The sequence below is a fragment of the Pseudooctadecabacter sp. genome (genome assembly GCF_020627745.1).
Classification (GTDB): Bacteria; Pseudomonadota; Alphaproteobacteria; order Rhodobacterales; family Rhodobacteraceae; genus Octadecabacter.
The window spans coordinates 25992-50232 of sequence record NZ_JAHDGE010000016.1 but is presented as its reverse complement, the minus strand read 5'-3'; the positions used below and the strand labels follow the sequence as shown (position 1 = coordinate 50232).

At 59.7% G+C, this 24241-nt stretch carries 22 protein-coding genes and 1 pseudogene; 10 read left to right on the top strand and 13 right to left on the bottom strand.

Translation table 11 applies throughout. The features are described from left to right. Nucleotide 1: 1 nt before the first annotated feature. The 5 genes from mrdA to QZ653_RS08430 all read right to left on the bottom strand — a co-directional run bounded on the left by mrdA (nt 2) and on the right by QZ653_RS08430 (nt 6345). The gene (mrdA, locus tag QZ653_RS08450; protein WP_296419459.1) at nt 2-1966 is read right to left on the bottom strand and encodes a penicillin-binding protein 2; all 1965 of its coding nucleotides are present in this window, start codon (nt 1964-1966) and stop codon (nt 2-4) included. Beyond that, on the bottom strand, nt 1963-2598 hold the full coding sequence (locus QZ653_RS08445) for a hypothetical protein (RefSeq protein WP_296419457.1): 636 nt from the start codon (nt 2596-2598) through the stop codon (nt 1963-1965). The genes mrdA and QZ653_RS08445 overlap by 4 nt, the downstream gene beginning before the upstream one ends. After that, nucleotides 2591-3508 carry a rod shape-determining protein MreC gene (gene mreC, locus QZ653_RS08440; protein WP_296419455.1) on the bottom strand — a complete coding sequence of 306 codons (918 nt, stop codon included), beginning with the start codon at nt 3506-3508 and terminating at the stop codon, nt 2591-2593. Before mreC ends, QZ653_RS08445 begins: the two co-directional genes overlap by 8 nt. Nucleotides 3509-3528: 20 nt before the next feature. Further along, complete coding sequence (locus QZ653_RS08435; RefSeq protein ID WP_296419453.1) at nt 3529-4566, bottom strand: rod shape-determining protein; 1038 nt, start codon at nt 4564-4566, stop codon at nt 3529-3531. Nucleotides 4567-4785: 219 nt separating this feature from the next. Beyond that, nucleotides 4786-6345: a 2-isopropylmalate synthase gene (locus QZ653_RS08430; protein WP_296419451.1), complete on the bottom strand. Its 1560-nt coding sequence runs from the start codon at nt 6343-6345 to the stop codon at nt 4786-4788. 294 nt (nt 6346-6639) lie between these two features. On the opposite strand from QZ653_RS08430, the gene QZ653_RS08425 reads away from it, so the two are divergent. Genes QZ653_RS08425 through QZ653_RS08415 form a run of 3 tightly spaced genes read left to right on the top strand, consistent with a single transcriptional unit; the run spans nt 6640 to nt 9333 of the window. Next, entirely contained in the window at nt 6640-7299 is a 660-nt protein-coding gene (locus QZ653_RS08425; RefSeq protein ID WP_296419450.1) for an SDR family NAD(P)-dependent oxidoreductase, read from the top strand. Next, on the top strand, nt 7293-8819 hold the full coding sequence (locus QZ653_RS08420) for a cryptochrome/photolyase family protein (protein ID WP_296419448.1): 1527 nt from the start codon (nt 7293-7295) through the stop codon (nt 8817-8819). The genes QZ653_RS08425 and QZ653_RS08420 overlap by 7 nt, the downstream gene beginning before the upstream one ends. Before the next feature lie 55 nt (nt 8820-8874). Beyond that, complete coding sequence (locus QZ653_RS08415; protein WP_296419446.1) at nt 8875-9333, top strand: CreA family protein; 459 nt, start codon at nt 8875-8877, stop codon at nt 9331-9333. A 4-nt stretch (nt 9334-9337) separates the two neighbouring features. On the opposite strand, the gene QZ653_RS08410 is transcribed toward QZ653_RS08415, so the two are convergent. Continuing rightward, nucleotides 9338-10777, bottom strand: coding sequence for an MORN repeat-containing protein (locus QZ653_RS08410; protein ID WP_296419444.1), 1440 nt, complete (start codon nt 10775-10777; stop codon nt 9338-9340). Nucleotides 10778-10915: 138 nt separating this feature from the next. On the opposite strand from QZ653_RS08410, the gene QZ653_RS08405 reads away from it, so the two are divergent. Further along, on the top strand, nt 10916-12583 hold the full coding sequence (locus tag QZ653_RS08405; RefSeq protein WP_296419443.1) for an NAD+ synthase: 1668 nt from the start codon (nt 10916-10918) through the stop codon (nt 12581-12583). Nucleotides 12584-12613: 30 nt separating this feature from the next. Then, nucleotides 12614-13042 carry a DUF1801 domain-containing protein gene (locus QZ653_RS08400; RefSeq protein WP_296419441.1) on the top strand — a complete coding sequence of 143 codons (429 nt, stop codon included), beginning with the start codon at nt 12614-12616 and terminating at the stop codon, nt 13040-13042. A gap of 5 nt (nt 13043-13047) precedes the next feature. Here the strand turns inward: QZ653_RS08400 and QZ653_RS08395 are convergent, their stop codons facing one another. Beyond that, the gene (locus QZ653_RS08395) at nt 13048-13434 is read right to left on the bottom strand and encodes a metallopeptidase family protein (RefSeq protein WP_296419439.1); all 387 of its coding nucleotides are present in this window, start codon (nt 13432-13434) and stop codon (nt 13048-13050) included. A gap of 61 nt (nt 13435-13495) precedes the next feature. Between QZ653_RS08395 and gltX the strand changes: the two genes are divergently transcribed. Next, nucleotides 13496-14818, top strand: a complete 1323-nt coding sequence (gltX, locus tag QZ653_RS08390) for a glutamate--tRNA ligase (protein ID WP_296419438.1) — start codon at nt 13496-13498, stop codon at nt 14816-14818. 59 nt (nt 14819-14877) lie between these two features. Further along, nucleotides 14878-16272 carry an MATE family efflux transporter gene (locus QZ653_RS08385; protein WP_296419436.1) on the top strand — a complete coding sequence of 465 codons (1395 nt, stop codon included), beginning with the start codon at nt 14878-14880 and terminating at the stop codon, nt 16270-16272. A gap of 408 nt (nt 16273-16680) precedes the next feature. Here QZ653_RS08385 and QZ653_RS08380 read toward each other — a convergent pair. The 3 genes and pseudogenes from QZ653_RS08380 to QZ653_RS08370 all read right to left on the bottom strand — a co-directional run. Further along, a pseudogene (locus QZ653_RS08380) lies at nt 16681-16785 on the bottom strand (gamma-glutamylcyclotransferase); the annotation flags it as partial. A gap of 16 nt (nt 16786-16801) precedes the next feature. Then, on the bottom strand, nt 16802-19324 hold the full coding sequence (locus tag QZ653_RS08375; RefSeq protein ID WP_296419434.1) for an ABC transporter permease: 2523 nt from the start codon (nt 19322-19324) through the stop codon (nt 16802-16804). Next, nucleotides 19321-20007, bottom strand: a complete 687-nt coding sequence (locus QZ653_RS08370) for an ABC transporter ATP-binding protein (protein WP_296419432.1) — start codon at nt 20005-20007, stop codon at nt 19321-19323. The genes QZ653_RS08375 and QZ653_RS08370 overlap by 4 nt, the downstream gene beginning before the upstream one ends. 40 nt (nt 20008-20047) lie before the next feature. Between QZ653_RS08370 and QZ653_RS08365 the strand changes: the two genes are divergently transcribed. From QZ653_RS08365 to QZ653_RS08355, 3 genes are read left to right on the top strand one after another with little or no spacing between them, the layout of a single operon-like run. Then, the gene (locus QZ653_RS08365) at nt 20048-20680 is read left to right on the top strand and encodes an arylesterase (RefSeq protein ID WP_296419430.1); all 633 of its coding nucleotides are present in this window, start codon (nt 20048-20050) and stop codon (nt 20678-20680) included. Further along, on the top strand, nt 20681-21295 hold the full coding sequence (locus QZ653_RS08360) for an SOS response-associated peptidase (RefSeq protein ID WP_366933075.1): 615 nt from the start codon (nt 20681-20683) through the stop codon (nt 21293-21295). Nucleotides 21296-21325: 30 nt separating this feature from the next. Continuing rightward, entirely contained in the window at nt 21326-21529 is a 204-nt protein-coding gene (locus QZ653_RS08355) for a dodecin family protein (protein WP_296419424.1), read from the top strand. 60 nt (nt 21530-21589) lie between these two features. Here QZ653_RS08355 and QZ653_RS08350 read toward each other — a convergent pair whose 3' ends face one another. From QZ653_RS08350 to ettA, 3 genes are all read right to left on the bottom strand, one after another. Next, on the bottom strand, nt 21590-21799 hold the full coding sequence (locus tag QZ653_RS08350; RefSeq protein ID WP_296419422.1) for a cold-shock protein: 210 nt from the start codon (nt 21797-21799) through the stop codon (nt 21590-21592). Between the two features lie 262 nt (nt 21800-22061). Further along, the gene (locus QZ653_RS08345) at nt 22062-22268 is read right to left on the bottom strand and encodes a cold-shock protein (RefSeq protein WP_015496137.1); all 207 of its coding nucleotides are present in this window, start codon (nt 22266-22268) and stop codon (nt 22062-22064) included. Nucleotides 22269-22564: 296 nt separating this feature from the next. After that, nucleotides 22565-24220, bottom strand: coding sequence for an energy-dependent translational throttle protein EttA (gene ettA / locus QZ653_RS08340; protein ID WP_296419409.1), 1656 nt, complete (start codon nt 24218-24220; stop codon nt 22565-22567). Nucleotides 24221-24241 lie beyond the last annotated feature (21 nt).

Below are 24241 nucleotides of genomic sequence, written 5' to 3'. Positions count from 1 at the left end.
GCTATGCCTGGTCCGTATCGCGGCCAGGCTGGATATCGCGCAACATCGCCTCCATCTGGCGCTGCTGGTTGGCGATGGTCCCACGGACTGCCGCGGGATAAGCCTCAAGCGGCGGGGTGCCTTCGTAGAGGGCCTGCAAAAGCACATCACGGGCAATCGGGGCCGCAGCCACGGACCCGCCGCCACCGTGTTCCACAACCACAGCCACAGCGTACTTGGGATTGTCAGCGGGCGCATAGGCCACATACAGCGCGTGGTCGCGGGCGTTCCAGGGCAGGTCTTCGTTGCGGGTGATGACGCGGCCATTCTCGTCGCGGACAATAGCGCGGACCTGGGATGTGCCGGTTTTGCCGGCCATTTTGAACCGTTCTTCCGCAATGCGGGACCGGTAAGCTGTGCCACGGCTGTTGTTGGACACATCGAACATCGCACGGCGGATGCGGCGCAAATTGTTTTCGTTCAGGCCAAGGCTTTCACCTGCGCCGGAGGGCTGTTCGACGCCGCCGATAGATTTGACCAAACGGGGTTTTACAGCATTGCCCGTGGCGATCCGGGCCGTCATCACCGCCAGTTGCAGGGGCGAGGTGGCCACATACCCTTGTCCGATTGACGCATTGACTGTGTCGCCCACGCGCCAGTCCTCTCCGCGGGCCTCCCGTTTCCACGCTTTGTCCGGCATCAGGCCGGATCGAACGGCAGACATGGGCAGATCATGGCGTTCGCCCAGACCAAGTTTGCGGCCCATAGCGGCGATTTTGTCGATCCCGACCCGTTGGGAGATATCGTAGTAATAGACGTCGCAGGACTGTTTGAGGCTTTCGTTGAGGTTCATGTTCCCATGGCCGGAACGTTTCCAGCAGTGAAAGCGGACGTCAAAGACATCCGAATGGCCGACGCAACGGACAGTTTCATCAGCGTTCACGACACCGTCCTCAAGTGCAGCCAATGCCGTGACCATCTTGAATGTCGATCCGGGCGGATAGGTACCCTGTACGGTTTTTGCGGCAAGGGGACGGCGGTGCAGTTTCGGGTCAACTTCACGTTCGTTCAGTTCATCCCAAAGCGCGACAGAAATGCCTTGCACGAAAAGGTTCGGGTCATAGCTGGGGGCCGAACCGATGCCCTTGATGTCGCCATTGGTCACGTCCAGCACGATCGCCGCCGCACTTTCACCGCTCAACCGGGCCTGTATGTAGTTTTGCAGGCGGGCGTCCACGGTCAGTTGCACGTCGGAGCCGGGCAGCCCTTCGACCCTGTCAAGTTCGCGCATGACGCGGCCTGCGGCATTCACTTCGACGCGCTTGGTTCCAGCCGATCCGCGCAAATCCTGTTCAAGGTTGTTTTCAACCATTGTCTTGCCGATCTGGAAGCGGGGGATTTGCAACAGCGGGTCCTGATCTTCGATCCGGCTGAGGTCATAGTCGGAGACAGGCCCGACGTAGCCGACCACGTGAGCCATATCCGGGCCCTGTGGATAGTGGCGGCTGCGGCCAAGTTCTGCCACGACGCCGGGCAGCGCAGGGGCGTTTACCGTGACGCGGCTGATGTCTTCCCAACTGACCCGTTCGGCCACAGTCACGGGCACGAAGGAGGAGCGCACACGCAGTTCCTCGCGCGCCTTTTCAAGTTGCTCGGGGTCGATTGCGACAAGGCGGCTGAGACGGGCCAGAACCTCGTCCACGTCACCGGCGCCTTCGCGGGTCATCGTGATGGTGTAGTGCTGTTCATTGTCTGCCAGAACGACCCCGTTGATGTCATAGATCAGCCCGCGCGCGGGTGGAATAAGGCCAAGGTTGATGCGGTTTTCTTCCGCCAGCATCCGGAACTCATCGGCCTGTTCGACCTGCATGGTCGCCATACGACCGCCGAGGATGGCCACGACCCCCATTTGCGCAGTGCCCAGCAAAACAGCGCGTCTGGACAGACGGCGTGCGCCTTCGGCGGTTTCCTTTGGTCCACGTCTCATAGTCTGTGCCCCAGTGCATCCACTTCTCCGGGTGCGGGACGGCTTACGCCGAATGCCGCGTAGGAGACAAAAACAACAATCGGATAGGCGGCAATTGTAAGGATAAGCTGAACCAATGTCAGCCCCAGCGCGGCCTGTGGCACCAAGGCCACCGACAGGATCACATGATACAGCCCCGTGATCAGCGCGATCCCCGACCCAACGGTGATCCATTCAAGGGTAAATGGTAACGTGCGCATGGACCGGTTCCGCTTTCGAAGGACTTCCGACAGGATGAGGACAAGCGCCGTCCAAAGGCCGGGCGGACGTTGAAACAGCATGTCGGACAGAAAGAAGACCAAAGCAATAATCGCCACAGGCGCAAAGGACGGTCGGCGGGCGATCCATGCCAGCGTGATCAGCAACAGCAGGTCCGGCGCAATCCAGCGCGATGGTGTGCTGATCGGTTCGGGCGCGACAGCGCTGGCCTGATCGTTAAGGGTGACAACCCCATCAATGGGCATCAACCATTGTCCGCCAAAGCTGGGCGGGACTGTTTCCAAGGGAATGAGGTGTGAAAAGATCACCGCCAGACCCAGCAGCGTAAATGTAATGCGCCCGATCCACCTGCGACGCAGGACGTTGTCATCCATCGTCCGGCTCCTCCACCACGGCTGTGACGTCTTCGACCTCGGCGGAGGGAAATGTCATCGGGGCCAAAAGGGTTCCGGCCTCTTCTATTCGCGCGGTGGGTTGGCTGCGCAGAACGCGCAGGAATTCGAGGCGTTCAAGGTCTGCCGATAGGCGCGCCCGCAAGCGGCCATCGGTACCACGCGCCAGCTGTCCCACAAGAAGATCAGCGGGGAACACGCCCCCATCGCCTGATGTTACGATCCGGTCGCCAGGTTTTACCTGATCGGGGTCCTCGATAAAGCTGAGGATTGGATTGATCGTATTGTCGCCGGACAAAATGGCCCGTTGGCCGGATGGACGGATCGTCACGGGGATCTTGCTGGACGTGTCGGTCACCAAAATGACCCGCGCCGTGACTTCGCCCACGCCGGAGATGCGGCCCACCAACCCGATGCCGTCCATCGCAGGCCAGCCATCCAGAATACCATCGCGGGCACCCACGTTGAGAAGGACAGACTGACGAAAGGGTGACCCGCTGTCGGCCATGACCACGCCGGTGATCCGGGTCAGTTGCGGGTCAAGCTGGACATTGATCAGGTCGCGCAGACGGGCGTTTTCCTGATCGAGCTGGATTGCGGCCTCACGCCAGCTTTTCATGTCCTGCAATTCTCGGCGCAGATCGGAGTTTTGCTGCGCAAGTCGTTGGTAGGATTGAAAGTCGGACAGCAGGTTAACCATGCCCGTCACAGGCGCCATGGCCCAGTCAAAGCTGGGCACGACCGTGTCGATCACCATCATGCGGAACCGTTCCACGCGCGGGTTGTCGATACGCCAGATCAGGAAGGTGGCCAGCATGAACAGCACAAGAACGCCGACCAGCAGCCGCCGGACGGGGTTCACAAAATCCTCTGTCTGATCCTTACGTGCCAAAGGGGTTCCCCCCGCGAGTGTTAGCTGTCGTAATCAATAACGTGGCGCAACTGGGTTTCATATTCCAGTGCCTTGCCGGTGCCCAAGGCCACGCAATTCAGGCTTTCGTCCGCCACTGAAATGGCCAGACCGGTTTGTTCGCGCAAAGCAAGGTCCAACTGGCCCAGCAGCGCGCCACCGCCGGTCAGCATCACGCCACGGTCCACGATGTCGGCCGCCAGATCGGGTGGCGTCGCCTCAAGCGCGGTCATCACAGCCTCACAGATTTGCTGGACAGGCTCGGCGAGGGCTTCGGCCACCTGGGCCTGGCTGATCTCGGTTTCCTTGGGCACCCCGTTCAAAAGGTCGCGGCCGCGGATCATCATGGACTGTCCGCGTCCGTCGTCGGGCATGCGGGCGGTCCCGATGGAGGTCTTGATACGTTCGGCAGTCGATTCACCGATCAACAGGTTATGCTGGCGGCGCAGATAGCTGATGATTGCCTCGTCCATACGGTCGCCACCGACGCGCACGGAGCGGGCGTACACAATGTCACCCAGCGACAGCACGGCAACCTCGGTCGTACCACCGCCGATGTCGACGACCATGTTGCCGGTGGGGTCGGTGATCGGCATGCCTGCGCCAATGGCGGCCGCGATGGGTTCTGCGATCAGACCGGCGCGGCGGGCACCGGCGGACAGCACGGACTGACGGATCGCACGTTTTTCAACGGGGGTCGCGCCGTGGGGCACGCAGACGATGATCTTGGGTTTGGAGAAAGTGGACCGGCGGTGCACCTTGCGGATGAAGTGTTTGATCATCTCTTCGGCGGTGTCAAAGTCGGCAATCACGCCTTCGCGCATGGGGCGGATGGCCTCAATGCTGCCCGGTGTGCGGCCCAGCATCAGCTTGGCGTCTTCGCCCACGGCCAGGACTTTCTTCTGGCCGTCTTTCATGTGGTAGGCCACGACCGATGGTTCGGACAGGACAACCCCTTTGCCCTTCACATACACCAGCGTGTTCGCGGTTCCGAGGTCGATCGCCATATCAGACGAAAAGATGCTGCCTAAGCCAAACATATTGTGCCGTTCCCATGTGTCTTATATCCGCGACTCCCCCACGGGCGCAGACTGGCTGGCTTATAGGGTGTTGGCCGGATGGGGGGAAGAGGGTCAACCGTGAGGATGCGCGTTATTCCGCCACGTCTGCGGGACGGATCGCCGGTGTTTATCTTGCGCCTGCGGCGGGCGGAGGGCGCGCCGCTGCACGGCGCGCCGATAAACCAGCATCAAAGGATGCTATTCCCCGGCGTCGGTGTAGCGGATTTCCTTTTTGTCCGACCCTGCGCCAATTTTCTGACGCCGCACGATCAGGCGGTTGAGTGCGTTGATATAGGCCTTCGCAGAGGCCACGACGGTGTCGGTGTCGGCGGATTGGCCCGTGGCGATGCGGCCTTCCTCTTCCATTCGCACAGACACTGTGGCCTGCGCATCGGTGCCTTCTGTGACGGCGTGCACCTGATAAAGTTGCAGGCGCGCGTTGTGGGGGAACAGCTGTTTGACGGCATTGAACGTCGCATCGACGGGGCCGTCGCCGGTGGCCTGCACCGTGTGATCTGTGCCTTCGACTTCCAGCACCATGGTCGCTTTTTGCGGGCCGTTCATGCCGCAGATCACGGTCAGGTCCTTGAGTTTCAGGTGGTCTTCGGCGCTGTCGCTGAGTTCAATCAGGGCGATCAGGTCTTCGTCGAAAACCTCTTTCTTGCGATCGGCGAGGTCTTTGAACCGCACAAAAATGTCTTTGAGTTCATTGTCGCCCATCGTGTAGCCCAGCTTGTCGAGCTTATCGCGCAGGGCCGCCCGGCCAGAGTGTTTGCCCAGCGGCAGGGACGTGCCGCTGAGGCCAACATCCTCGGGCTTCATCACCTCGAACGTCTCGCGGTTTTTCAGCATGCCGTCCTGGTGGATGCCGCTTTCGTGGGCGAAGGCGTTTTTGCCGACGATGGCCTTGTTGAATTGCACCGGAAAGCCGCTGACCGTGGCCACACGGCGGGAGATGTTCATGATCTTCGTGGTGTCGATCCGCGTGTCATAAGGCATGATGTCGTGGCGCACGCGCAGGGCCATCACGACCTCTTCGAGGGCGGTGTTGCCAGCGCGTTCGCCCAGACCGTTGATCGTGCATTCGATCTGGCGCGCGCCGCCGTTGACGGCGGCCAGCGAATTGGCCGTCGCCATGCCGAGGTCATTGTGACAATGGGTCGAGAAGATCACTGTATCTGCATTATCCACCTCGGCGATCAGACGTTTGATCAGGTTCGCGGATTCCTCAGGTTCGGTATAGCCCACTGTATCGGGAATATTGATTGTCGTCGCACCCGCCTTGATGGCGATATCCACAGTGCGTTTGAGGAAATCCCATTCGGTGCGGGTGGCGTCCATGCTGGACCATTGAACGTTGTCACACAGATTGCGCGCGTGGGTGACGCAATCGTGGATACGGTCGGCCATTTGATCCATGTCAAGGTTCGGGATCGCGCGGTGCAGGGGCGAGGTGCCGATAAAGGTGTGGATGCGGGGGCGCTCGGAATGCTTCACGGCCTCCCAGCAGCGGTCGATGTCTTTGAAATTCGCGCGGCTCAGCCCGCATATTTGTGCGGATTTGGAGCGTTTGGCGATTTCGGACACCGCGTTGAAATCACCTTCGGAGGCAATGGGAAACCCGGCCTCAATAATGTCCACGCCCATATCGTCGAGCATTTCAGCGATCTCGAGCTTTTCGGCGTGGGTCATGGTGGCGCCGGGGGATTGTTCGCCGTCGCGCAGGGTGGTGTCAAAGATCAGAACATGATCGGTCATTTCGTAATTCCTTGTTTTTCCTTAGATATTCTTGGCGCGTCGTCCCCTCTGAGCGGTCGCGCCAAAAGGCACGCTCAGAGGCGGCTAAGGAGTAGGCCCAAGGTGGCCTGCGTATGTGCGGACGTGCTCATGGGGCGGACTATACGGATGGGGGCGCATTTGAAAAGGGAAATGTTCGCGCGAGGCACGCAAGAGGGTCATCCGCGAAGGGGCGTGGCTGAGGCGCGGGTGGAATTCAGGTATTTATGAACCAGAGAAACTGGAAGGACGGTGTAACAAGGCTACCTGCGGCGTATGAAACAGGCATTGGTTATCGGGGCGCAGGGCGGCATTGGGTCCGCTTTGGTGCAGGAGTTGGAGCAGCGCGGCTACGGTGTGACGGGGGTGTCGCGGTCGGCGGACGGGTTGGATGTGACCGATCCGGCTTCTGTGGATAGGGTGTTGGGTGCGGTCAACGGGCCGTTTGATCTGGTCATCATCGCCATCGGGACTTTGGCTGTGGGCGGCGCGCCTGAAAAGACGTTGGGCGCGGTTGAAGCGCAGCAGATGCTGGATGTCTATGCTGTGAACGCGGTGGGGCCTGCGTTGATCTTACGCCACGTCGAGAGGCTTTTGCCACGGGACGGGCGATCGGTGGTGGGGGTCTTGTCGGCGCGGGTCGGGTCCATCGGGGACAACAAGATCGGGGGGTGGTATTCCTACCGCGCGTCCAAGGCGGCGCTGAACCAGATTGTGCGTGGGGCCGCCATTGAAATCGGGCGCAAACGTAAGGAGGCGGCCATCGTAGCGTTGCATCCCGGTACGGTAGAGACGCCCTTCACCGCCGGATATCCCGGCCACAAAAAGGTGCCGGCGGCGGAGGCTGCAAAGAACCTGTGTGATGTGATGGAGGCGTTGAGGCCTGATCAGACGGGGCAGTTTTTCGATTATGCGGGGAAGGATGTCCCATGGTGAAGCTGGTTTTGGTTCTTGGCGATCAGCTGTCCGACAGCCTGTCCTCTTTGAAGGCCGCAGACAAAGGGTCGGACATTATCGTCATGGCGGAGGTGATGGGTGAGGCGGAGTACGTCAAACATCACCCCAAAAAGATCGCATTTCTGTTTGCTGCCATGCGGAAATTTGCGGCCCGGTTGGAAAAAGACGGCTGGGATGTTCAATATTCCAAACTTGACGACCCTGATACGCCCGCGTCCTTGAGCGAGGTTTTGTTGCAACGTGCTGAGGCGGCGGGGACGTCAAAGGTTGTGGTGACAGAACCGGGCGAATGGCGGTTGATTGAGGCGCTGCAAACGGTGCCGCTGGACGTTGAAATTCTCCAAGATGACCGGTTCATTGCATCGCACAAGATGTTTGAGGACTGGGCCGAGGGACGCAAGGCGCTGCGGATGGAATATTTCTACCGTGAGATGCGGCGCAAGACCGGTCTGATGATGGAGGGCGACAAGCCTGCCGGTGAGAAATGGAATTTTGACCACGACAACCGCAAACCGGCGCCCGGATCGGTCGAGTATTCCGGGCCGATGCGCTTTCAGACCGATGATGTCACGCGCACGGTCCTTGATCTGGTGCGCGACCGGTTCGCGGATAATTTCGGGACCGTCGATGATTTCTGGTTTGCCACCGATCAGGGGCAGGCGCGTCAGCATCTGGCCCATTGGATCAAGGGCGGTTTGCCCAAGTTCGGGGACTTTCAGGATGCGATGATGGGGGATGAACGGTTCCTTTATCACGCAATTGTCGGACTTTACATCAACGCCGGGCTGTTGGACGCCATGGAGGTTTGTGAGGCTGTCGAGGCGGCGTGGAAAGCGGGCGACGCGCCGATTAATGCGGCCGAAGGATTTATCCGGCAGATCATCGGCTGGCGCGAATACATCCGTGGCATCTATTTTCTGGAAGGACCGGACTACACCAGCCGCAATGTCCTGCAACATGACCGCGATTTGCCTGCGTTCTTCTGGGGAAAGAAGACATGGATGGCCTGCGTGTCGAAAACCGTCGAACAGACCCATGACGAGGCTTATGCCCATCACATTCAGCGTTTGATGGTTACCGGAAATTTTGCGTTGCTGGCGGGCATTGACCCCCATCAGGTTCATGAATGGTATCTGGCGGTTTATGCGGATGCCTATGAATGGGTCGAGGCCCCCAATGTCATCGGGATGAGCCAGTTTGCCGACGGCGGCATCATTGCGTCAAAGCCCTACATTTCCAGCGGAAACTACATCGACAAGATGTCGGATTATTGTAAGGGCTGCAGCTACAAGGTTAAGGACAAGACCGGACCGGATGCCTGCCCGTTCAATCTTCTTTACTGGCACTTTCTGGATCGGCACCGCGAAAGGTTCAAGGACAACCACCGCATGGGCAATATGTACCGGGTCTGGGACCGGATGGATGAGGACCGGCGGACCGCAGTTTTGAAAGATGCCGACAGGTTTCTGCAAAAACTCGATGCGGGTGATATCGTTTAGGGAACATTGACGGCAGGTCAGGGGTTGGCCGGTGTATTGCTGGAAAGGCACCCTTATGAAATTCCTTATCGCCGTGATTGCCGCGACTTTCACCACCTTCGTTGCGACTGTTGTGGCCGCTGAAGAAGTGGGTCGTGTGGGCGTGGACTGGGTGGGCAACGACATCATCGTGGAAGCGATCCCCGATCCCGACGTGGAAGGCGTCACCTGTCACATCAGTTATTTCGAACGCAGCCTGATTGACCGGTTGTCGAACGGCAACTGGTTTGAGGATCCGTCAAATGCCTCGGTGGATTGTCGGCAGACCGGACCAATCGTCATTGGTGATATCGACAGGTCGCGGGATGGCGAAACAGTGTTTCGCGAAGGTCGGTCGATAGTTTTCAAATCCTTGCGTCTGACCCGCATTCTGGATGAGGAAAATCAGGTCCTGATCTACCTCAGCCACGCCAACGAATTGAGCCAAGGTTCGGCCAAGATGTCGATTTCGACCATTCCGCTGTTCGACGGATAACCCCCTATTCGGTGGCGGGGGCCTCTTCGACAATAACACTGTCTGTTGCAGGGCTTGTCGCGCTTTGAGTGACCAGAGCGCCGTCCTGCCATTCTCCCCCGGCTACCTGCCCGGATGCGTAGGTCATTGTGCCTTCGCCCTGCCTGCGACCCGACCGGAACTGGCCTGAATAGACGTCGCCATTCGTATAGGTTGCCACGCCAAGGCCCGAGATTTCGCCCATATCCCATGCGCCTTCGTAGATAAATCCGTCAGGCATGGTGATCTTGCCGGTTCCGTGCCGTTGCCCATTCAGAAATTCCCCTTCGTAGACGGTGCCGTCCGCATAGGTCGCGGTACCGAACCCTTCGCGTTGCCCGTCGGCCCATGACCCTTCGTAGGTGTAGCCATCGGCATAGGTCATTGTGCCGGTGCCATGGTTTTTGGCATTCAGGAATTCACCTTCATACACCAGACCATTGGCGTAGGTGGCAATGCCGCGGCCCTGAATGACACCCGCTTCCCATTGGCCGTCATAAGTAGACCCGTCGGGATACGTGATTTTTCCGGTGCCGTCCGCCAGATCATCGGCGAATGTGCCTGCATAGGTAGACCCGTCGGGGTAGGTGACTTCGCCGGTCCCTTCGATCTGCCCTTCCGACCAGTCTCCGGTGTAGCGGTATCCATCGGTGCCGATGAACGTGCCTGTGCCATCACGCAGATCGGCGACGAACCCGCCCTGATATACATCACCGTTGGCATAGGTCACGGTGCCCGTGCCTTCGCGTTTGCCGGCCACCAGATCACCTTCGTAGATGTCGCCATTGGGCTGGATCAACCGGCCTGACCCTTCGATCTGGCCTGCAGACCATGTGCCTTCGTAGATCAGACCGTCCGGCATGGTCAGTGTCCCGACGCCTTGCCGTTCTCCGTCTGCCAAATTGCCTTCGTAGATTGCCCCGTCGGGATAGGTGATCTGGCCCTCGCCTTCCTTGACGCCGTTCACCCACGGGCCGTCATAGACGTATCCGCCGGGTGATGTCATCTTGCCGCGTCCGTGATGCATGGCATTCCGGAAATCGCCATCATAGACGACCCCGTTGGCATAGCGGGCAATCCCGCGGCCGGTGATCTTGCCGTCGGTCCAGTCGCCTTCATAGGTGCCGCCATCGGCAAAATTGATCAGGCCAAATCCTTCGGGTTTGCCAGCTGCGAACTGACCTTCGTAAACAGAGCCATTGGGGAAGTTCGCAACACCCTGACCACGGATTTCACCCTCGAACCATTCCCCTTCGTAGCGGTAGCCATTGGGCAAGGTATAGGTGCCCATGCCGTGCTGCAACCCGTTGAGGAACTGCCCCTCATAGATGCCACCATCGTCGTATTGCTTGGTCTGGACCGATTGGGCCAACGCAGGCGTGGCCAGCATCGTCAAGGCGATCAGGTGCGGTGTAAAACGCTTCATGGTCGGGCTGCTCCCCCTAGAGACTTTTGTGCACGATAGGGCCAAGGGCGGGGTGGCGCAACGGGGCGTTTACACCTTCGGCTTCCCCTTGCCTGCTTTGCGGACTAGATGAAGGGCAAAGCGATGAAAGGCCCCGCTATGACTGACCGTTTCCGCGTGACGATGGCACAGATGAACCCCACCGTAGGCGATATTGACGGCAACGCCGCCAAAGCACGTCATGCCTGGGACCAGGGCCGGGCAGCAGGCGCCGATCTGGTCATGCTGCCTGAGATGTTTATCGCCGGATATCAGACGCAGGATTTGGTCCACAAACCCGCCTTCGTGGCCGCCTGTCAGGCCGCGGTCGAGGCGTTGGCGCGCGATTGCGCGGATGGGCCGATGCTGGGCATCGGTGGGCCATTGGCTGAGGTGCCAAAGCTGCACAACGCCTATTTCATCCTCAAAGACGGGGTGATCCACAACATTACGCGCAAGTATTTCCTGCCCAATTTCAACGTCTTCGACGAAGTCCGTCTGTTTTCGCGCGCCGGTATGCAAGGCCCATGGGACGCGGGGCCTTTGCGCATCGGCACGCCCATTTGTGAGGACGCATGGTACGAAGACGTTTGTGAAGCCATGGTTGAAAGCGGGGCAGAGCTGTTGTTGGTGCCCAACGGCAGCCCCTATTTTCGCGAAAAGTTTGATGTGCGTCTGAACAACATGGTCGCCCGCGTGGTGGAGAACGAAGTGCCGCTGGCCTACCTGAACATGGTGGGCGGTCAGGACGACCAGATTTTCGACGGTGGGTCGTTTGTGCTGAACCGGGGCGGCACGTTGGCGGTGCAGATGCCGTGGTTTGCCGAAAGCGTCACAACCGTGGATTTTGTCAAAACGGACAACGGCTGGGCGGCAGAGGAGGGCGACAAAGCGATCCTGCCCGCACCGCTGGAAACAGATTATGCTGCCATGGTCATGGGCTTGCGTGACTACATGGCCAAGACGGGGTTCAAAAAGGTGCTGCTTGGTCTGTCAGGGGGCGTTGATTCAGCCATCGTGGCGGCCATTGCCGTCGATGCCTTAGGGCCGGACAATGTGCGCTGTGTGATGCTGCCTTCGGAATACACGTCTGAGTCCTCTTTGACCGATGCCAAAGCCGCCGTTGATGCCCTCGGCGTGGCATACGATATTGTGCCGATTGGCGATGTGCGCCGCGCGGTGACAGAGACGTTGGCCCCCTTGTTTGAAGGCTACGATGAGGGGCTGACCGAAGAAAACATCCAGTCCCGCATCCGCGGCCTGCTGTTGATGGCGCAATCCAACAAATTCGGGGAGATGTTGCTGACAACCGGCAATAAATCCGAGGTCGCAGTGGGCTATGCCACGATCTATGGCGATATGGCGGGGGGCTATAACCCCATCAAGGATATGTACAAAACCCGCGTTTTCGACGCCTGCCGCTGGCGTAACGCCAATCACCGCGACTGGATGATGGGCCCTGCGGGGGAGGTGATCCCCGTGGCGATCATCGACAAGCCCCCGTCGGCTGAGCTGCGCGAGGACCAAAAGGACAGCGACAGCCTGCCGGACTATCCCGTACTGGATGGTATCTTGGAAATGCTGGTCGACGGTGAGGCGTCAGTGGCGGACTGTGTGGCCGCCGGATATGACCGCGATACGGTCAAACGGGTCGAACATCTGCTGTACATCAGCGAATATAAACGGTTCCAATCGGCGCCTGGTCCGCGGCTGTCGATGAAGGCGTTCTGGCTCGACCGGCGCTATCCCATTGTGAACCGTTGGCGGGATGATAGCGGACAGGCGTGATTTTGATCGTCGGCCGTGTTATGTTGCGCCATGGCCGAGAATAAGACCAAAGCGACAGATCACGATGTTACAGCCTTTCTGGAGGCGGTGGAACACCCCGTGCGCCGCGCCGATGGGCTGGTTCTGGACGCGATGTTCCGGCAGATCACCGGTTGGACCCCGCGCATGTGGGGGCCGACAATCGTGGGCTATGGATCCTATGATTACGTCTACGACAGCGGTCGGTCGGGCACGTCATTGGCCACCGGGTTCAGCCCGCGCAAAGCGGCCCTCAGCCTTTATATTATGCCGGGGTATCAGGATTATTCCGACATCCGCGACCGTTTGGGCAAACACAAGATCGGCAAAGCCTGCCTTTACATCAACAAACTGGCGGATGTGGATTTATCCGTCGTTGAGGAATTGGTGCGCCGCGGTGTCGATGATCTGGGCAAAAAGTATCCGGTGACAGGCAGCTAGCTTAGCTATTCCCACCAACGATCAATCGCCGCAATGTCGTCATCCGACCATCCGAAATGATGGGCGAATTCGTGGATGGTCACGTGGGCGACCAGTTCGGTCAGGGTGACGTCACGCTCTGCCAATTCCATCACGATGGGGTGGCGAAACAGCCAGACCACATCGGGGCCGTAGGGGGCGTCAAAGGTGGATTTCTCGGTCAGCGGGATGCCGTCGTACATCCCCGTAATCTCATCGCGTTGGGCCTGCGGGTCATCCTCAGGGTCCAGCAGATGGTCGGGCACCGCGTCTTCGACTTGCACCACCACATCGCTGGCAAGCATAGCGAACGGGGCAGGTAGGTTCCGCACGGTTTCAAGCGCGATGCGTTCAATTTCAGCAAGCGTCGTCATGGGGCGGATATGGACATTTTGCGCGCGCTATGACAAGCGCGGGACCAACAGGAGTATTCCAATGACAACCACCCGTTTCGCCCCGTCGCCCACCGGTTATCTGCACATCGGCAACCTGCGCGCCGCCTTGTTCAACTACGCGATTGCCCGTCAGGCGGGCGGCGAATTCATCCTGCGGATTGATGACACAGACCCCGAGCGATCCAAACAGGAATACGTGGATGCCATTCAGGAGGACCTGACGTGGTTGGGGATTTCATGGGACCGGATTGAATATCAATCCAAACGGTTGGCGCAGTACGACGCGGCCCGTGACAAGCTGATCGAGATGGGACGTTTGTATGAATGTTTTGAGACGCCTGTTGAACTGGACCTCAAGCGCAAAAAACAGCTGAACATGGGCAAACCACCGGTTTATGACCGCGCAGCGCTGGACCTGACAGAGGACCAGAAGGCCGCCTACCGCGCCGAAGGACGGCAGGGGCATTGGCGGTTCAAACTGGATCAGGAACGGATCGAGTGGACCGATGCCATTCTGGGTGATCTGTCGATTGACGCAGCCTCCGTATCCGATCCGGTGCTGATCCGGGGTGACGGACAGTATTTGTACACCCTAGCGTCCGTCGTGGATGACACGGAATTTGGCGTGACCCATGTGGTCCGCGGGTCCGATCACGTGACCAACACGGCCACACAAATCCAGATGATTGTGGCCTTGGGCGGCACGGTGCCGACCTTTGCGCATCATTCTTTGCTCACCGGTCCACAGGGGGAGGCTTTGTCGAAACGCTTGGGCACTCTGGCCCTGCGTGATCTGCGCAAAAACGGTGTGGCCCCGATGGCGATCCTGTCCCTTATGGCGCGGTTGGGGTCCTCTGACCCGGTGGAATTGCGCGAAACAGTAGATGAGGTTGTTGCGGGTTTTGATCTGTCGAAGTTCGGCTCAGCCCCCACAAAATTCGACGCGGATGATTTGCAGCCGCTGACGGCCCGCTGGCTGGCCGCACGCCCCTTTGCCGACGTGGCCGACCGCGTGCGCGCGCTGGGCGTGCCCGATGCACTGGGGGAGCAGTTCTGGAATGTGGTGCGCGAGAACATTTCGTCACTGGAGGAAATGCGGGACTGGTGGGCCGTGTTCCGCGATGGCACCACACCTGAGATTGCTGAAGAAGACGCAGAGTTTGTAGCACAGGCCTTTGGCCTGCTGGGTGAGCCGCCTTATGCCGACGACACATGGTCCACCTGGACAGGGGCCGTGAAGGACGCAACAGGCCGCAAGGGTAAGGGTCTTTTTATGCCATTGCGCCACGCGATCACTGGCCGGACCCGTGGGCCAGAAATGGCGGACGTCATGCCCTTGTTGCAGGTGAAGCCCCGCGTTTAGGGGTGGCGCAAACTCTTTGAAAAGAGTTTGGTGACGGAAAATCAGAGGATTTTCTGCCCGTGGCTGATACCCAAGCGAAGTTTCTGACCGGATCGTTGATGCGGCACATCACCGTCATGGCGTTGACGTCGTCCGTTGGCTTGATGGCGGTGTTCTTGGTCGATTTCATCGACATGATCTTTATCTCCATGTTGGGCAAGGCAGAGCTGGCAGCCGCAATCGGCTATGCCGGGGCAATTTTGTTCTTCACCTCCAGCTTCGGGATCGGCATGGCGATTGCGGCGGGGGCATTGGTCGCACGCGATCTGGGCGAGGGGGACCGCGAAAAGGCCCAGCGACAGGCCACCAATGTTCTGATTTACGGGGTCGTCTTTGGGGCCGTCTTTGCGGCCCTTGTCTGGTTCAATCTGGCGTTCATCGTGGGATTGGTCGGGGCCACGGGGGAAACGGCTGATTTGGCTGTGTCCTATCTGCGTATCATCATTCCGTCCTTGCCGTTGTTGCTGGCGGGGATGGTGGGCGGGGCGATCCTGCGCGCCCATGGGGACGCGCGCCGGTCGATGATGGCGACCATTTATGGCGCGATCGTGAACGGCGTTCTGGACCCGATCCTGATTTTCGGCGCTGGTTTGGAGCTTGAAGGGGCGGCTTGGGCGTCGGTCGCGGCACGTTTGGCCATTGGGGCCACGGCCTTGATCCCGATTGTGCGGTTTTATGGCGGCTTCGGCCGTCCGACCTTTGCATCCGTGCTGCCTGATTTGCGGCCTGTCGTCGTCATTGCATTTCCTGCCATCCTCACCCAGCTTGCCACGCCCATCGGGCAGGCCTACGTCACCCGTGCCATGTCGACCTTTGGCGAGGACGCGGTGGCGGGGATGGCCATTGTGGGTCGTCTGACGCCGGTGGCCTTTGCGGTGATTTTTGCGCTGTCCGGGGCCATCGGGCCGGTGATTGGCCAGAACTTCGGTGCGGGCAACCGCGTGCGGGTGAAGGGCGCGTTTCGGGATGGGGTGATCTTTACAGCCGTGGTCGTGGTGGGCATGTCCTTGCTTTTGTTCCTCCTCAGGCCGGCCCTGCGCATGTTGTTTGATCTGGACGGGGAAGCCCTGACGCTGGTGTTCCTGTTTGCCGGCCCGCTGAGCCTGTTGTGGTTCTTCAACGGGTTGATCTTTGTCAGCAACGCCGCGTGCAACAATATGGGGCATCCGTTCTACAGCACTTTGGTCAACTGGGGGCGGCATACTTTGGGCACGATCCCCTTTGTGATGATCTTCTCAGCGTGGTTCGGGGCTGCGGGCGTGTTGATCGGGCAGGCGGTGGGCGGCGTTTTATTTGCCGCCGTTGCTGTCTGGGTTGCCCTGCGCATCATGAACGACGGAGGCGGGGACGTGGGCCGTCTTGATGGCCTCGACAAGCAGGCGCGCGTCTTCGGCTGGCTGCACCGGAACCGCTAGGGCCGCAAGGGCGGCATCGACGATGTCGCGTATGACATCGGCCAACGGTTGCGCGCGCGGATAGAGGGGGTCTGCCCTGTCATCTAGCACCGGCCCCCATGCGGTCGTTGTGTCAAAGAAATGCGCGGGCCCGCCGGGCATGAGAGCGTCGTAGCCCGCGACGACAACATCCAGATAGCTGAGCAAAATGGGATGGCCGGTTGAGGCCGGGGCCGTATGGTCGGGATTCGCTTGATAGACAGCTGTCGGGTTATCAAATTGCGCGGTCACGTCACGGCGCAGATAGGCATGTTCGCGCAGGTCCAAGGCGGCCCAGTCATCGTCCGGCACCTGCGCTGTGATCCCATGCAGCACTGTATCGTACGGTTCGACAGACAAAAACGCCACGGGGCGCGCTTTGGCCTGACACCAGACGCGCCGCCACCCGGTGAGGGTTGCGGGGCGCGGATCGGGGTAATGGTGCGTCGCCAGATTAACGAGGGAGCCGTAGCCAAAGAAGCGCGGATGGGTCATGCCGTGGTCTGCGTGATCATTCGCGGGCGCGCAAGACACGCGCGGGTTTTGCGGCCAAAGGCCCCCACGCAAAGGCAAGGCCTGCGATCATCGTGGCGGCCATGCCGCCTAGGATGATGACACTGGCGGAAGACCAGATGGGGGTAAACTCCGTCTCCATGATGTAGGTGCTGACCGCCCAGCCACCGGCGATCCCTGCGGCCAAGGCCACCAGACCGGCGGCAAGCCCCAGAAGGGCTGCGCGCAGGGCGAAGCTGCGCAAGATAGACGCGCGGCTGGCCCCAAGGGTTTTGAGCACCGCAGATTCGAACGTCCGCGCACGGGTCCCTGCCGCCGCCGCCCCGATAAGAACCAGAAAGCCTGTCACCAAAGTCGCCAAAGCGCCGTAGCGGGTGGCCGCCGCAATACCGCCGAGCAGATCGACCACTTGGTCGATCGCGTCGCGGACGCGGATCGCGGTGATGTTGGGGTAGGCCGTGGCAAGGTCACGCAGGATTGCGGCCTCGGCCTGTGGTTCGGAATAGACGGTGCTGATCCAGCTGTGGGGCGCGCCTTGCAGGGCTGTGGGGTTCATCGACATGATGAAACCTATCCCTGCGTCTTCAAACGACACTTCGCGGAAGGACGCGATGGTCGCGGTGATGTCACGACCAAGGATGTTGGTGGTGATTGTGTCGCCAATTTGCAGACCCATTTCCATCGCTTCCTCAGCTGCGAAGCTGACAAGCGGCGGGCCTGAATAGTCCTCCGGCCACCACTCACCTTCGGTGATCACGGTGCCCTCGGCAGGCTGCGCAGAGTAGGTCACGCCGCGGTCGCCTTGCAGAACCCAGTGGTCCGTGACCTCACGTGCGGGGGTGCCGTTGATTTGGGTGATGATGCCCCGCAGCATGGGGGCGGCCTCATACCCCGATACTTGGCTGTCGCTGTCCAGACGGTCGCGGAAGCCGTCGATCTGGTCGGGCTGGATGTCGACGAAGAAATAGCTGGGGGCGACCTCGGGCAGGTCATTGGCGATGGCGTTGCGCAAGTTGCCGTCGATCTGGCCGACGGCGGCCAGCACCGCAAGGCCGAGGCCAAGGGAGAGCACGACCGAGGTTGTCTCCCCGCCGCGCGCACCGATAGCGCCCAAGGCGAACCGCAGGGTAGGACGGCCACGTGACAGGCGCCTGAACTTGCGGGCGGTGAAACGGGCGAAAGCTGCGGCCAGCAGCAAAAGCGCGAGCGCAAAGAGGATGCCACCGGCGGTCCACAGCGTTAAAAATGCAGTGCCGGAAAAGGCAATCGCCGTGCCGATCAGAACCGCAAACAAGAGGATCGTCGCAAGGATGTAGCGTGTCGCGGGCAAGGTTTTCCCAGCGCCGAAGGCATCGCGAAAGAGGGTCGCGGCTTTGATGTCTTCGGTGCGGGCCAAGGGCCATAGGGTGAAAATCAAGGCGGCGAGGAGGCCGTAGATCGCAGCCTCCACCAAGGGGGCGAGATGCAGGGTGAATTGTGTCGGGATCGGCAGGCGGGCCTCAATGATGGGTGCGAAGGCCAGTGGAATGGCTGCCCCGAGGGCGATGCCGATGGCGATCCCGGCGAGGGTTAGGACGCCGATTTGCAGAAAATACGTCAAAAAGATCGTGCGGCGGGTGGCCCCGAGGGTCTTGAGGGTCGCGATGACGGCGGTTTTGCCTTGCAGGTAGGACCGCACTGCGGCGGAGACACCCACGCCGCCCACCGCAAGGCCGGACAGCCCCACGAGGATCAGGAACGCCCCGATACGGTCGACAAACCGCGACACACCTGGCGCGCCGGCGCGGGCATCCTGCCAACGCAGGCCGCTGTCGCGGAACTTCGCTTCGGCTTCGGCCTCTAACGCGGCAAGGTCGGTGTTTTCCGGCAAATCAAGGCGGTAGGCGCTGTCCATCAGCGTGCCTTCGGCCAGCAAACCCGCATTGGCCAGATCGTCCAACAGAACCAGTGATCGTGGGCCAAGGCCGAACCCGCCGCCAGAGTTGTCAGGGTAGTTTTCAAGGATCGCGGAGAGGACAAATGTCTGATCCCCCAGCTTGAACCTGTCACCGGGGGCCAGCGCCAACCGGTCGGCCAAGACCCGTTCCATGACCCCGCCCGGATGGGTGCCGTCGCCTGCAAAGGCTTGCGCCAAAGGCATCGGCGGGTCGAGGTCGACGGTACCGATCAGGGGGTAGAGGTCGTCAACGGCCTGCACTTGGGTCAAACCGCGTTCGACTGTGTCGCGGTCGACCACGACCATGGACCGGAAATCCGTCGTCTCGGACACGCGAGTGGCGATGCCGTTCATCCAGTCGCGTTCGGCGTCATTTGCAAACCGGTAGGTGAACCGCACGACCGCATCCCCGCCAAGCAGCGATGCGCCCTCAGCCTCTAATCCGGCCTGAATGGAGGCGCGCACGGTGCCCACGGCGGCGATGGCGGCCACACCCAAGGCAAGGCAGGCCAGAAAGATGCGAAACCCGTGCAGGCCGCCGCGCAATTCACGTTTGGCAAAGGTCCAAGCCAGCGACAGTGTCATTCGGCAGCCTTCAATGTGGTGTCGATACGCCCGTCGCGCAAACGCAGGACGTGATCACAGCGTGCGGCCAGTTCGTTGGAGTGGGTGACCATGATCAAGGTCGCCCCGTGCCGGTCGCGCAGACCAAAGAGCATGTCGATGATCGCGGCACCGTTTGTTTCATCCAGATTGCCCGTGGGTTCGTCCGCAAGCAGCAGTTTCGGGCGGGTCACCGAGGCGCGGGCCAGCGCCACGCGCTGTTGCTCGCCCCCCGACATTTGGGCCGGATAGTGATCAGTGCGGTGGGCAAGGCCCACGGCCTTAAGCTCTGCCTCGGCGCGGGCGAAGGCATCGCGCACACCGGCCAGCTCCAGCGGGGTTGCGACGTTTTCCAGCGCAGTCATTGTGGGAATAAGGTGGAAGGATTGAAAGACCACCCCCATATTATCCCTACGAAAGCGCGCCAGATCGTCCTCACCCATGGCGGTGATGTCTGTTCCAAGTGCCAGAATTTGCCCCGACGTGGCGGTTTCCAGCCCGCCCATCAACATCAGGAGAGACGATTTGCCCGACCCGCTTGGCCCGACCAGCCCCAAGGTATCCCCCTGTTTCACCGTCAACGATATGTCATGGAGGATGTCCACCTGTCCCGCATTGCCCGAAAGCGATAGCGAAACATCGGTAAGGTCGAGGGCGTCTGTCATGTCGGGGGCCTTTGAACGGGTCGGTTCAGTTTCATGTAAGATGATACGCGCCTGTCGCAACCTTGGATTTGCGATCATAGTGGGCGCAGGGGCAGCCGAGGCGGATACTGTGATGATTGCGGCCTTGGGCGACAGCCTGACGCAAGGCTATGGCTTGGCCCAAGAGGACGGGTTTGTGCCGCAGCTTGAGGCGTGGTTGCGCGCCCAAGGCGCCGACGTTGAGGTCATCAATGCAGGGGTATCGGGGGATACAACCGCAGGCGGGCTTAGCCGTGTGGCATGGACGCTGACGCCGGATGTGGATGCGATGATCGTGGCGCTGGGCGGCAATGACCTGTTGCGCGGGATTGATCCGGCAAACAGCCGCGCCAACCTCGATGGCATTCTGGCGGCAGGCGAAGACGCAGGTGTTGAAATGCTTTTGGTCGGCATGGAAGCACCGTTGAACTACGGGGCGACGTTTAAGGCGCAGTTTGACGGAATGTATGCTGACCTGGCTGAGGCCTATGACGTGCCACTATATGGCACGTTCTTTGACGGGCTGCTTGAGGATGGGGATATGCAGGCCGCACGGGCGCGATACATGCAGGCGGATGGCATCCACCCGAACCCTGACGGGGTTGCGCGGATTGTCGAGGCCATGGGCCCCTCCGTACTGGCGTTGATTGAATAAATGCCCGGACGGATGTTTCTGACGTCCCCGCCGGATGAGGTGTCTGCCTTCGCAGGGGGCATCATCCCCGATGTGCCCCCACGGCAAAACATCGCGCCGGGTGAAGAGGTTTTGACGCTCACCGCTGATGGGCCACGGATGATGCGCTGGGGGATGATCCCTGTAGGGCGCAAAAACGCCCGTGGACGCCCCGTGATGGAAACGATCATCAACGCGCGCGGCGAAACGGTGTTCGACAAAACCGCGTTTGAGGGTGTCGGACGTGCGGTTGTTCCGATCAATGGTTGGTACGAATGGACGGGGGAGCGACGCAGAAAGACCGCTTGGCGGTTGACCCCCACTGGTGGTGGCGTCGTGGGCGTTGCCGCGATTTTCGATATTTGGGCAGGGCCGGGCGGTGTTGAGGTGCCGCAGGTGGCGACGGTGACGTGTGAGCCTAACGCAGAAGTTCGCCAAATTCATCACCGGATGGGGGTGATCCTGAAGGCTGATCAGGTTGCTACCTGGTTGATGGGCGATGCAGCGGACGCATCGTTGCTTGTGCAACCTTTGGCGGACGGCGGTGTTGAAATTGTGAAGGAAACGGATGTCGACTTAACCAAGCCGGACCGTTAGCCTTTCTGAACCGCAATAAGGGAGCAAAACATGTCTGTCGCAAAAGTCACTGAAATCATCTCATCCTCTAGCAAATCCTTTGACGATGCTGTCGAAAACGGAATTGAGCGGGCGTCAAAAACTCTCAAGGGCATTACAAGTGCTTGGGTCGCGGACCAGAAAGTCACCGTTAAAGATGGCAAGGTGGATGAGTACCGCGTGGTTTTGAAAGTCACCTTCGTCCTTCAAGACTGAATTCAAATAAATCGGGCGCGCAGACGATCCTGCGCGCCCTTTTGAATTTCGGAATGGGGCTTAATCCGCCAAGGCCAGATTGATGGCGCTTTCACGTCCGTCGCGGCCAGCTTCAATGTCAAAAGTCACCTTCTGGTTGTCAGCCAGCCCGGTGAGTCCCGACCGTTCAACCGCAGAGATATGAACGAAAACGTCCTTCGATCCGCCCTCGGGCGCGATAAAGCCGTAGCCTTTTGTGGTGTTGAACCACTTTACCGTACCGTTAGCCATACTGTTGTTCTCCTTGTCTTTTTTCCGCTCGCAGCATGCAGCGGCGTGGCGCGTCAGTGCAGGATCGTGTCACTGGGCCGTGAAAGGAGCAGTCTGGATCGTGTATAACGTTGCCCCCTGAAAGTGATCCTGACCTAGGGGCAAATCAAGAAAAATCGCGCAAGGATTGTATTTTCGGCGATCCGTGGCCGGAGATTTGGACAGGGGTTTAGACAGAAAAAGGCGGCCCGAAGACCGCCTTTTCCAAAATCTGGCTTTCGCCTTATGCGAGTGCGAGGTTCACTGCGCTCTCGCGACCATCGCGGCCAGCTTCGACGTCGAACGTCACTTTCTGGTCATCTGCGAGGCCTGTCAGGCCGGAACGCTCGACAGCGGAGATGTGGACGAAAACGTCCTTGCCACCCGTTTCAGGAGCGATAAAGCCGAAGCCTTTTGTGGTGTTGAACCATTTGACGGTGCCATTGGCCATGTCATGTTTTCCTTTTCAAGAGGCTGCCCGCGGAGTGCGGCAGCTGTGGCTTGGTCAGTGCTAGGTCGAAGAACTGTAAGCCGATAAAGGAAGACAGGGGTCGATATAGGGTAACGTCTGCACAACCGCATATGGGGCAGGGGGACGTGTTTGGCAAGGGTCAGAGGCAAGGTTTGGATAAATGAGCCCCCGTCCAGCCGTCTGTCCGCGGGCCGCACTCCCGATCTGGTGAACAGCGACCCGGCCGTCTGCCACCCCGATTGCTGCGAGGCGGACTTGTGTCCGCCCCGAGTCACTTACCGCGCAAATTTCTTATGCTTCATCCGCTTGGGTTCCATCGCATCGGCCCCCAGCCTGCGTTTTTTGTCTTCTTCATAGTCTTCGAAATTGCCTTGAAACCATTCGACGTGGGCTTCGCCCTCAAACGCCAGAATATGGGTGCAGATCCGGTCAAGGAAGAAACGATCGTGGGAAATCACGACGGCGCAGCCTGCGAAATCCACCAGCGCATCTTCAAGCGCACGCAGGGTTTCAACATCCAGATCGTTGGTCGGTTCGTCGAGCAGCAAAACATTGCCACCCGATTTCAGCAGCTTGGCCATATGCACGCGGTTGCGTTCGCCACCCGACAGAATTCCAACCTTCTTTTGCTGGTCGCCCCCTTTGAAATTGAATGCGGAACAATAGGCGCGGGAGTTCATCTGCGCATCACCCAGCTGGATGATTTCACCACCTGAGGATATTTCTTCCCAAACCGTCGCATTCGCATCAAGCGCATCGCGGGATTGATCGACATAGCTTAGCTCAACGGTATCTCCAAAGCTGACCGTCCCTGAATCCGGCTCGATTTGACCTGTGAGCATCCCGAACAGCGTCGATTTACCCGCGCCGTTGGGACCGATCACGCCGACAATGCCGCCTGGCGGCAAATCAAAGGACAGGTCTTCAACCAGAAGCTTGTCACCCATCGCCTTGGTGAGGTTTTCAACCTCGATCACCTTGTCGCCAAGCCGTGGACCATTGGGGATGATGATCTGCGCACGGCCCATCTTCTCGCGTTCGGACTGGTTGGCCAGTTCATTATAGGCGCTGATCCGGGCCTTCGATTTGGCCTGACGTGCCTTGGCGCCCTGACGCATCCATTCCAGTTCACGCTCAAGCGTGCGCTGTTTGGATTTGTCCTCCTTGGCCTCCCGTTCGAGGCGTTTGGCCTTGGCTTCCAGCCAGCTTGAATAGTTGCCTTCGTGCGGGATGCCCGACCCGCGGTCAAGTTCAAGGATCCAGCCGGTAATTGCATCAAGAAAGTAGCGGTCGTGCGTGACGATCAGAATTGTACCTTTATAATCAATAAGGTGCTGTTGAAGCCATGCAATCGTCTCAGCGTCGAGGTGGTTTGTCGGTTCGTCAAGGAGGAGCATATCAGGTGCGTCAAGCAACAGCTGACACAGGGCCACCCGTCGTTTTTCGCCGCCCGACAGGGTTGTCACATCGGCATCATCCGGCGGGCAGCGCAGAGCCTCCATCGACACGTCGATCTGCGCGTCCAGATCCCACAGGTTCTGGCTGTCGATCTCGTCTTGCAGTTTGGCCATTTCGTCTGCGGTTTCATCGGAATAATTCATGGCCAGTTCATTGTAGCGATCAAGGATCGCCTTCTTGTCGGCAACGCCCAGCATGACGTTTTCGCGAACCGTCAATGCAGGGTCGAGTTCCGGCTCCTGTGGGAGGTAACCCACGCGCGCGCCCTCTGCGGCCCATGCCTCGCCCTGAAATTCTTTGTCCTGACCCGCCATGATCCGCATCAGGGTGGATTTACCCGTGCCATTTACGCCAACCACGCCGATCTTGACGCCCGGCAAAAAGTTCAGGCGGATGTTTTCAAAGACTTTCTTGCCACCGGGGTAGGTCTTGGACACTCCGTCCATAAAGTAGACGTATTGATAGGCTGCCATGGGTCAAATCCTGCATGTAAA